Annotated in this window: 8 protein-coding genes; 3 read left to right on the top strand and 5 right to left on the bottom strand. The window is 70.0% G+C overall.

The annotated features are described in order from the left end of the window. Positions 1-65: 65 nt before the first annotated feature. The 3 genes from M1203_RS15405 to M1203_RS15395 all read right to left on the bottom strand — a co-directional run bounded on the left by M1203_RS15405 (position 66) and on the right by M1203_RS15395 (position 2,909). The gene (locus tag M1203_RS15405) at positions 66-1,097 is read right to left on the bottom strand and encodes an ABC transporter substrate-binding protein (RefSeq protein WP_249950251.1); all 1,032 of its coding nucleotides are present in this window, start codon (positions 1,095-1,097) and stop codon (positions 66-68) included. Positions 1,098-1,216: 119 nt separating this feature from the next. Further along, complete coding sequence (locus tag M1203_RS15400) at positions 1,217-2,104, bottom strand: ABC transporter permease (protein ID WP_249950250.1); 888 nt, start codon at positions 2,102-2,104, stop codon at positions 1,217-1,219. After that, the gene (locus M1203_RS15395; protein ID WP_249950249.1) at positions 2,094-2,909 is read right to left on the bottom strand and encodes an ABC transporter ATP-binding protein; all 816 of its coding nucleotides are present in this window, start codon (positions 2,907-2,909) and stop codon (positions 2,094-2,096) included. The genes M1203_RS15400 and M1203_RS15395 overlap by 11 nt, the downstream gene beginning before the upstream one ends. Before the next feature lie 241 nt (positions 2,910-3,150). On the opposite strand from M1203_RS15395, the gene M1203_RS15390 reads away from it, so the two are divergent. Then, positions 3,151-4,893 carry a sensor histidine kinase gene (locus tag M1203_RS15390; protein ID WP_249950248.1) on the top strand — a complete coding sequence of 581 codons (1,743 nt, stop codon included), beginning with the start codon at positions 3,151-3,153 and terminating at the stop codon, positions 4,891-4,893. Next, positions 4,890-5,582, top strand: coding sequence for a response regulator (locus M1203_RS15385; RefSeq protein WP_249950247.1), 693 nt, complete (start codon positions 4,890-4,892; stop codon positions 5,580-5,582). The genes M1203_RS15390 and M1203_RS15385 overlap by 4 nt, the downstream gene beginning before the upstream one ends. A 57-nt stretch (positions 5,583-5,639) precedes the next feature. On the opposite strand, the gene M1203_RS15380 is transcribed toward M1203_RS15385, so the two are convergent. Together M1203_RS15380 and M1203_RS15375 are read right to left on the bottom strand one after the other, a co-directional pair. Next, positions 5,640-8,114, bottom strand: a complete 2,475-nt coding sequence (locus M1203_RS15380; protein ID WP_374403027.1) for a SpoIIE family protein phosphatase — start codon at positions 8,112-8,114, stop codon at positions 5,640-5,642. A gap of 282 nt (positions 8,115-8,396) precedes the next feature. Further along, positions 8,397-8,801 carry a DUF5997 family protein gene (locus M1203_RS15375; protein WP_249950245.1) on the bottom strand — a complete coding sequence of 135 codons (405 nt, stop codon included), beginning with the start codon at positions 8,799-8,801 and terminating at the stop codon, positions 8,397-8,399. Between the two features lie 58 nt (positions 8,802-8,859). On the opposite strand from M1203_RS15375, the gene M1203_RS15370 reads away from it, so the two are divergent. Further along, positions 8,860-9,654: a LysR substrate-binding domain-containing protein gene (locus M1203_RS15370; protein WP_249950244.1), complete on the top strand. Its 795-nt coding sequence runs from the start codon at positions 8,860-8,862 to the stop codon at positions 9,652-9,654. Positions 9,655-9,692 lie beyond the last annotated feature (38 nt).

The raw sequence follows: 9,692 nt of genomic DNA, 5'->3' as shown, positions 1-9,692 counted from the left end.
CCGGGGGGCGGGGGGGGGGCCGCGCCACGACACCGGACGCCCGGTCCGGTCGGTCACCTCACCGGTCAGCCCGCCGCCTTCTCGGCGAACTCCGTGGTGTAGGTCTTGCTCAGATCGACCGTAGCGTTCTTGAGATTGGGGTTGAACGCCTTCAGGACGCGCTCCACGGTCTCCGGGCCGTCGGCGGGCATGACACCGTCCGTGGTGAACATCGGCAGTGTGCTCTTGATCGCCTGCGCGTACAGCTCCTTGCCGCCCTGCGCGTAGTCCGCGGGCATCTTCGCCGCGATCTCCTCCGGGGAGTGGGTCGACATCCACTTCAGCGTCTTCACGAACGCGTTGGCCAGCTTCTGCACCGTCTCCTTGTTGCTGTTGACCCAGTCGGTGTTCATATACAGGCTGGAGGAGGGGTACGGACCGCCGAGCGCCGCCTTGGAACCCTCGGGCGTCCGCATGTCGATGAGGACCTTGCCGAGCTTCTTGTCCAGGATCTGCGCGACCGTCGGATCGGTCGTCATGCCTCCGTCGATCGACCCCTGCTGAAGCGCCGAGATGAAGGTCTGGCCCGCTCCGACGGCGACCGGGGTGAACTGCTCCGTCTGCACGCCGTCGTTGACCGCGAGGTACTTGGTGAGGAAGTCGGTGGACGAGCCGAGGCCGGTGACCCCGAGCTTCTTGCCCTTGAAGTCCTTCGGGGAGGTGATGGTGGCGGCCGCCTTGTTGGAGACGACCTCGACCTCGCCCGAGGCGTGCGAGAACTGCACGACGGACTCCACCTGCTTGCCCTTGACCTGGAGATCGAGCGTGTGGTCGTAGAAGCCGACGACACCCTGCACATCGCCGGAGACGAGCGAGGTGGTGGCCTGCACACCGGCCGGCTCGGTCAGCAGCTCCACCTCGACGCCCTCGTCCTTGAAGTAGCCGAGCTTCTGGGTGAGCATCGCGGGCAGATAGATGACCTTGTCCAGGCCGCCCACCATGATCTTGACCTTGCCGCCGGAGCCGGAGGCCGAGGAGTCGCCGCCACAGGCGGTGAGGGTGCCGAGGGCGAGGGTCGCGGCGAGGGCGGCCGCCGAGATCGTGAGATGTCTGCGCATGGTTCACGTCCTTGTGAAGAGGTGCTGGGGAAGGGTGGGGCCGGTGGGTGGAGCGGTGGAGCTGAAGGGTGGGGGCTGAAGGGGTCGGTGGCCGAGGGATGGCGGGACGGGCCGGGGAATCAGCGTTCCGTGCCCGGCTCGGCCGGCTTCCAGCGGAAGAGCCGTCTCTCCAGGAACGACAGGAGCCCTTCGGCGAGCAGTGCCACCACGGCGAGGATCACCATCGCCGCGTACACACCGGCCGCGTTGAACGTGCCCTGGGAGGCCGAGACCAGCAGACCGAGCCCCTTGGTCGCGCCGATGTACTCGCCGACGATCGCGCCGATCAGCGCGAAGCCGAAGCTGACATGCAGGCTGGTGAAGATCCACGAGGTGGCGGAGGGAATGACCACCTGGAGGGTGACCTGACGGTTGCTCGCGCCGAGGATCCGGGCGTTGGAGACCAGATTGCGGTCAACCTCCCGCGCGCCCTGGAACGCGTTGAAGAAGACGGGGAAGAAGACCAGCACGACGGCGGAGGCGACCTTCGAGGCCGGGCCGAGGCCGAACCAGATGAGGAAGATCGGTGCGAGGACGATCCGGGGCAGCGCGTTGAGCACCTTGATGTACGGGCCGAGCACCTCCGCGAGGAAGCGGATCCGGCCGAGCGCGATACCGAGCACCACACCGCCGATCACCCCGATGACCCAGCCGAGGAGCGCTTCGTAGAGCGTGTACCAGATCTGCTCCCACAGGGAGCCCTGCGGAGTGCCGTGCACCGCCCACTGGCGCATCTGGTCCCAGATCTTGGACGGCATCGAGAAGTTGAAGGGATCGATGACGGCGGTCCTGGCCAGCCACTCCCACATCCCGATGAGCGCGACGAGAAGCAGCACCCGGCTGGTGTAGACGATGATCTTGTGGTTGCGGGCGGCGCGCGCTCTGGCCTGCGTACGCTCCCCACCGCCGCCCTTGAGGGGGGCGGCCTTGGCGGCGGCGGACGGGACGGTGACGGTCTCAGGCGGCATCGGTGGCTCCTCGCTCGCGGGTGATCCGTACCTCTTCGCCGAGCGAGGACCAGATCTCCCGGTAGATCTCGATGAAGCGCGGTTCGAGCCGTACGGACTCGACCTTGCGCGGGCGCGGCAGGTCGATGGCGAAGACCTCCTTGACGGTCGCGGGTCCGGCCGTCATCACCACGACCTTGTCGGCGAGGGCGATCGACTCCTCCAGGTCATGGGTGACGAAGACGACCGAGGCGCCCGTGCCTCCCCACAGCTCCAGCAGTTCGTCCGACATCAGCGCCCGGGTCTGCACATCGAGGGCCGAGAACGGCTCGTCCATGAGCAGGAGTTCGGGATCGTTGACGAAGGTCGCCGCGAGCGCGACGCGCTTGCGCTGGCCGCCGGAGAGCTGATGCGGATAGCGGTCCTCGAAGGAGGCGAGCCCGACCCGGGCCAGCCACTCCCGGGCCCGCTCCCTGGCCTCGCTCTTGGGCACGCCGCGGAAGCGGGGGCCCGCCATCACATTGGACAGCACGGTGCGCCAGGGGAAGACCGCGTCCTGCTGGAAGACGAATCCGATCTTGTCGCCGATGCCGCGCACCGGCTCACCGGCCACCAGCACCTCGCCCTCGGTGGGCTCCTCCAACCCGCTGACGAGGGTCAGCGTCGTCGATTTTCCGCATCCGGTGGGGCCGACCACCGCGACGAACTCGCCGCGTTCGACCGTCAGATCCAGATCCCTGACGGCGGTGTGCAGCACCCCCGACGGGGTCCGGAATGCCTTGCTCGTTCCCCGCAGTTCGATGGCGGGGCTCGTGTGGCTGCTCATGGCCCGGGAGGCTAGGAGCGTCCCTGGCCGCGGCGGCAGTCTTGTGGGCGCAACCCGTCTTTCTGCGCGCATTCCGCGTTTTGCTCGTTCTGCTCATACCGAAACCACAAAAACGGAGCACGGGGGTGGGCAGCCGCGCGCTGTGGGCCTACGTTGCGTGCACAACGAAGTTAAAACCGGACCTGCCTGTTCCGGGCCGGGCCGGCCGGCCCGGAGAGCGCCGGAGAGGGAGGGGGACGAGATGCGGTTGCGCTGGCCCAGACGCGTCGCTGCCCAGGTTCTGGTGGTGCAGCTCGTCATCACCACGGGGGTGATGGTGCTCGCGACCGGGCTCTTTCTCGCCCCGCTCGGATCCGAGCTGGACGACGCGGCCACACTCCGGGCCCTCGCCATCGCGCAGACCACCGCCGCCGATCCGGACATCGCCAAGGGGCTGATCAGCACCTCCCCGAGCCCCGCCGGGCCGGTGCAGACCGAGGCGGAGCGGGTACGCCGGGCCACGCACGCGCTGTATGTCGTGGTGATGGACACCCATGGTGTGCGCTGGTCGCACACCACCTCCGGCGAGATCGGCAGGCATGTCTCCACCGACCCGAGCGTCGCGCTCTCCGGCCGGGAGATCCGGCAGATCGACAACGGCACCCTGGGCCGCTCGGCCCGCGCCAAGGTGCCGCTGCACGACAGCGACGGGCGGATCATCGGCGCGGTGTCGGTCGGTATCGCGTACGACAGTGTGCGCCAGCGGCTGATCGACACCATCCCCGGGCTGCTGCTCTGCGCGGGCGCGGCGCTCGGCGCGGGCGCGCTGGCCGCGGTCGCGGTCTCGCGCCGGCTGCGCCGGATCACGCACGGCGTCGCCTTCGCCGATATCTCGGCGCTGCTGGACGAGCGGGAGGCGATGCTGCACGGGGTACGGGAGGGCGTGGTCGCCTTCGACCGGGACGGCAGGATCCGGCTCGCCAACGACGAGGCGGTACGGCTGCTCGGGCTCGACGCGGACGCCACCGGCCGCGCCCTGGACGAGGTGCTCGCGCCGGGCCGTACGACCGATGTGCTGGCGGGACGGGTGGACGGGACGGATCTGCTGGCCGTCAGCGGCAGCCGGGTCCTGGTCGCCAACCGGATGCCGACGCGGGACGGCGGCGCCGTGGTGACGCTGCGCGACCGTACCGAACTGGAACTGCTCGGGCGTGAGCTGGACAGCACCCAAGGGCTGCTCGACGCGCTGCGGGCCCAGGACCACGAGCATGCCAACCGGCTGCACACCGTGCTCGGACTGCTCGAACTCGGGCGCCACGAGAGGGCGGTGGAGTTCGTCGCCGGGGTCGCCAGCGCGCATCGTGCCTCGGCGGAACAGATCGCCGAGCGGGTGGGTGATCCGCTGGTCTCCGCGCTGCTCGTGGGCAAGACGGCGATCGCCGCCGAGCGCGGTGTGTCGCTGCGTATCTCGCCCGCCACGCTGCTGCCGCACCGGGTGGTCGATCCGCGCGATCTGGTGACCGTACTCGGCAATCTCATCGACAACGCGCTGGACGCCGCCGCCGAACGGAGGCTGACGGAGCCTCCCGCCGAAGGGCTCGGCGGACCGGCCGCCACGCCCTCAGTGGAGCCCTTCGTGGAGGTCGAATTGCGTGCCGAGCAGACCACGGCGGTGATACGGGTCTCCGACACCGGTCCCGGAGTGCCGCCCGAGATGCGCGAGCGGGTCTTCGCGGAGGGCTGGTCCACGAAGCGGCCCGCCCCTCCCCCGCTGCCGGCCGATCCGTCCGATCCCGCGCCGATCGCCTTCCGCCGGCGCAGGGGCATCGGGCTCGCTCTCGTACGCCGGCTCTCCGAGCGCTACGGCGGCATGGCCCGGGTAACCGCGCGCGCGGGCGGCGGCGCGGTCTTCACCGTCGTACTGCCCGAGGCGCTCGCCCCGGACGATCTCGTCGGGGACGGTACCCCCGCGCGTCAGCTCACATCGGCAGGAGAGTCACGATGATCGATGTCCTCGTGGTGGACGACGACTTCCATATCGCCGAGATCAACGCCGCGTATGTGGCGCAGGTGCGCGGCTTCCGGGTCATCGGCCGTGCCCATACCGCCGCTCAGGCCCTGGCCACCCTGGAGCGCGGCCATGTCGATCTCGTCCTGCTCGATCACTATCTGCCGGACGAGACGGGCCTGACGCTGGTGCGCCGTATGCGGCAGCTCGGCCACCACGCCGATGTGATCATGGTGACGGCCGCCCGTGACGTGGCCACGGTCCAGGCCGCGATGCGGTACGGCGCGCTTCAGTATCTGGTCAAGCCGTTCAGCTTCGCCGGGCTGCGGGCGAGACTCGACGGCTACGCCGCCATGCGCCGCACCCTCGAAGGTGTCGGCGGGCGCGGCGAGGCCGGCCAGGAGCAGGTGGACCGTATCTTCAGCGCCTTCAAGATCGCGGACGCCCCTCGCTCCGAACTCCCCAAGGGACACTCCGTGGCGACCGTCGCCCTCATCCGCCGCACCCTGGGCGAGGCCCAACACCCCCTCTCCGCCCATGAGGTCGCCGAACGCACCGGCGTCAGCCGCTCCACGGCCCAGCGCTATCTCAAGTACCTGGAGCGCGCCGGGCATATCAGCCTGACCCTGAAGTACGGCGACACCGGCCGCCCGGAGCACCGCTACGCGTGGGCGGCCGCGAACTGACCCCACCGGGCCCGCCCGGTCATGGAGGAGCCGATCCCCGTCCTCGCGGGGGCGGGGTCACATCAGTTCCTGTTCCGCCCAGATGATCTTGCCTTCGGGTGTGTGCCGGGTGCCCCAGCGGTGGGCGAGCTGGGCGACGAGGAAGAGCCCTCGGCCGCCTTCGTCGGTGGTGCGGGCGTGCCGCAGCCGGGGAGAGGTGCTGCTGGCGTCGGCGACCTCGACGATCAGCCGGGACTGGCGCATCAGCCGGAGCCGGATCGGTCCCGTGCCGTACCGGACGGCGTTGGTGACCAGTTCGCTGACGATGAGCTCGGTCGTCATGACCAGCTCGTCCAGGCCCCATTCCTCCAGTTGGCGGGTCGCCAGATTACGGATGCCGGCGACAGCGGCGGGATCGGACGCCACGTTCCAGGAGACGACATGCTCGACGCTGAGGGCACGGGTACGCGCGAGCAGCAGCGCCACGTCGTCGGGCTGTGCCACCGAGGTCAGCCGCTCCACGGCCGCGGCGCACAGCGCCGTGAGGGAGAGGTTGGGCTGGGCCAGTGCGTGCGCGAGCCGGGACATACCGAGGTCGACGTCCCGGTCGGCGGCCCCGATGAGACCGTTGGTGTAGAGACCGAGCAGGCTGTTCTCGGGCAGCTCGATCTCGGCGGACTCGAAGGGCAGCCCGCCCAGTCCCAGTGGTGGTCCCGCCGGCAGCTCCAGAAAGCTGACATGCCCGTCCGGAGTGACGACGACGGGCGGCGGATGCCCGGCCCGTGCCAGCGTGCAACGCCGGGTGACGGGGTCGTAGACGGCGTAGAGGCAGGTGGCACCGACCACGGTCGTACGGAACGGGTCGGCCACCTCGTCGGCGGGCTCCTCCTCGCTGAGGCGGAGCACCAGATCGTCGAGATGGGCCAGCAATTCGTCCGGGGGCACGTCCATGTCGGCGAGGGTCTGGACGGCGGTGCGCAGGCGCCCCATGGTGGCGGCCGCGCTGATGCCGTGCCCGACCACATCGCCGACGACCAGGCCCACACGGGAGCCGGACAGGGGAATCACATCGAACCAGTCCCCGCCCACACCGTCCCCCGCGCCCGCGGGCAGATAGACGGAGGCCACGTCCACGGCGGCGCCGCCGGCCAGGGTGTGCGGCAGCAGACTGCGCTGAAGCGTCACGGTCGCGTTGTGTTCCCGGGTGAAGCGGCGCGCGTTGTCCACACACACCGCCGCGCGGGCGACGACTTCCCGGGCCAGCAGGACATCGTCCGGCTTGAAGGACACCGGGTTCAGCGAGCGGAAGAACGTGGTGACGCCCAGCACGGTGTCCCGCGCCCGCATCGGCACGGAGATGAGCGAGTGCAGTCCGTACTCACGGATGGCCGTGGCCCTGGCGGGCTGCCGTGACACCCACTGGGGATTGGTGGCGTCAAGGACCTCTATGAGGATCGGCTCACCGTTGATCAGGATGTCGGGGCCGTGCGGCGGGGGGATGGAGTCGACCCGTTCGCCGATCCGGGCGATGGCTTCCGGGCAGCCTTCCCGTACGGAGGTCATGCCCGCCCGGCGCAGCGTCGTCTCCGTGACCGCGGGTCCCGCGTCGGTCAGCCAGGTCCCCTGCCCCTCGTTGCTGAGGATCGGTTCCAGCAGGTCGACGGTGACGAAGTCGGCGAAGCGGGGCACCGCGAAATCGGCGAGTTCCTGGGCCGTCCTTGTCACGTCGAGGGTGCTGCCGACCATGGCTCCCGCGTCATTGACCATGGCGAGCAGCTCGCGGGCGTTCCACCGGTCGGTCACATCGAGGACGATGTAGCAGACGCCCGTGACGGCTTCATCGACGTCGACCAGCGGAAAGAACGAGGTGGAGTAGGCGTGCTGGCGATGCGGATCCGCCCAGCTCCAGCCCAGGTACTCGTAGTCGGTGACCGGCGCGCCGTTCTGCAGCACCTTGCGCATCAGATCTTCGATGATGTCGGCCTGGAGGCCCGGGAGCAGCTCGCTCAGCCGCCGGCCAAGGCGCTGCTCACGCGGCACACCGCCGAACCGTTCCAGTGTGTCGTTGAGCCAGATGTAGCGCAGGTCCATATCCATGACCGCCATGCCGACGGGCGACCGGGTCACGAACCCGTCCAGCACGGACTGGCCCATCGTCCACTGGGTCGTCTGCTCCCATGCCGAGATCAGAAAGCACTCATCACCACCGATACGGAACGAGGTGGAGACGCGCAGACTCATTTCGAGGCGCCGGCCGTCGCGGTGCCGCAGTGCGATGACCCCGCTCCACCCGGCTCCCGCGCGACAGTGTTCCGCGATCGCCACCGCACGCACCCGGTCGCCCGGATCGGCCAGGAGCAGGGCCGCTGACCGGCCCACCACTTCCGCGGGTGGGTAGCCGAGGATCTCCTCCGCCCCCGGGGTCCAGGCGACGACCTCGCCCACCGCGTTCACCACCGCGGTCCCGCCATTGGATGCGTCCAAAGGAACCTCCGCACGCGCGGGCGGCTGAGCGCCGGGACTCGGGCTCGACTGCCTGCGCGCCGCTGACATCCGCCTCACCATCCCCTTTGCCCCCCTATAGTCCCACCGCGTCACGCGATGCGCACGGACGAGCGATCTTCGTGCGCCCCGTCGGGTCACTGGCCGCCTGGCGGTTTCTTTCGGTAACCGGGAAACCGTGGGTGAGAGGACGATCCGGAGGAGGAGTTCTGGCCGCTGTCGGCCGTGACCGACGGTCACACCGAGGCGGGCGTGCCGGACGCTGCGCGGCGGGCCGTAGGCCGCTGTGTGTACACGGCTTCATCCTCGGCCACGCGCCGACGGCGGGGGCGGTCAGGAGCGCGGACGGCGGGCCTGGTCGTCCCGCTCCGCGTTCTTCTCCTTGATACGCAGCGCTTCCTTGCGGACCTCGGCCTGCGTGGCGCGTTCCTGCCGCAGCCAGGCGGGGCCCTCGCTCTTCAGCGCCTCGATCTGCTCGGTGGTGAGGGCGTCCGTGACTCCGCCACGCGCGAGACCCGAGATGGAGACGCCCAGCTTCGCGGCCACCACCGGCCGGGGGTGCGGACCGTCGCGTCGCAGTTCCAGCAGCCACTGGGGCGGATCGGCCTGGAGCGCGTTCAGCTCGGTGCGCGAGACGACACCCTCCTGGAACTCGGCGGGGGTGGCCTCAAGGTACACACCCAGCTTCTTGGCCGCGGTCGCGGGCTTCATTGTCTGGATGGTCTGGTGCGACGTCATGGCGTCAAGGGTAGCGAGCGTGTGCGATACCTCCGACCACGGCCGGTAACCTGGTGGCGTGACAGGCTCGGAAGTACCCCGTTCGTTCCGGCTCGCGTACGTCCCGGGCGTGACGCCCACCAAGTGGGTGCGGATCTGGAACGAGCGGCTGCCGGACATCCCGCTGACCCTTGTCACGGTGTCCGCCGCCGAGGCGCCGGGTCTGCTGCGGGAGCGCGGCGCCGACGCCGGTTTCGTACGGCTGCCGGTCGACCGGACGGACCTCAGCGCGATTCCCCTCTACACCGAGACAACGGTGGTCGTGGTCCCGAAGGACCATGTGGTGGCGGCGGTCGACGAGGTGTCGGCCGAGGATCTGGCCGACGACATCGTGCTGCATCCCCTCGATGACACCCTCGACTGGGAGGTCCGGCCGGGACAGCCCGCGAACGCGCGCCCTGCCACGACCGCGGACGCCGTCGAACTGGTGGCGGCGGGGGTGGGACTGCTCGTCGTCCCCCAGTCGCTGGCCCGTCTGCACCACCGCAGGGACCTGACGTACCGGCCGGTCCTGGATGCCCCTGAGTCGCGCGTCGCCCTGTCGTGGCCGGAGGACGAAACCACCGATCTGGTGGAGGACTTCATCGGGATCGTGCGCGGGCGCACGGTCAACAGCTCACGGGGCCGGCCGACCCCGCCGCAGCCGAAGCGTGAGCGTCCCGACGCGGGCGGCGCGCGGCGAAAGCCGGCGGCCGGGAAGACGACCGGGAAATCCGCCGGGAAATCGACGGGCAAGGCGACGGGCAAGAGTCCGCGGAGCGGTTCCGGCGGTCCCAAGGGCGGCCGACGCGGCAAACCCGGCCGTCGGTCGTAGTCCTTCACTCCACCTCTTCCGCGCGAACTGCTCCGCTT

The sequence above is a fragment of the Streptomyces sp. 35G-GA-8 genome, from assembly GCF_023534745.1.
GTDB lineage: Bacteria > Actinomycetota > Actinomycetes > Streptomycetales > Streptomycetaceae > Streptomyces.
Note: the sequence above shows the minus strand (reverse complement) of the source record. Positions and strands in the feature narration are given on the sequence as shown.

Excerpts from the sequence above, each read along its gene's own strand:
- M1203_RS15385 (WP_249950247.1), top strand. The coding sequence starts at position 4,890 with ATGATCGATGTCCTCGTGGTGGACGACGACTTCCATATCGCCGAGATC.
- M1203_RS15400 (WP_249950250.1), bottom strand. The coding sequence starts at position 2,104 with ATGCCGCCTGAGACCGTCACCGTCCCGTCCGCCGCCGCCAAGGCCGCC.
- M1203_RS15395 (WP_249950249.1), bottom strand. The coding sequence starts at position 2,909 with ATGAGCAGCCACACGAGCCCCGCCATCGAACTGCGGGGAACGAGCAAG.
- M1203_RS15380 (WP_374403027.1), bottom strand. The coding sequence starts at position 8,114 with ATGTCAGCGGCGCGCAGGCAGTCGAGCCCGAGTCCCGGCGCTCAGCCG.
- M1203_RS15375 (WP_249950245.1), bottom strand. The coding sequence starts at position 8,801 with ATGACGTCGCACCAGACCATCCAGACAATGAAGCCCGCGACCGCGGCC.
- M1203_RS15405 (WP_249950251.1), bottom strand. The coding sequence starts at position 1,097 with ATGCGCAGACATCTCACGATCTCGGCGGCCGCCCTCGCCGCGACCCTC.
- M1203_RS15390 (WP_249950248.1), top strand. The coding sequence starts at position 3,151 with ATGCGGTTGCGCTGGCCCAGACGCGTCGCTGCCCAGGTTCTGGTGGTG.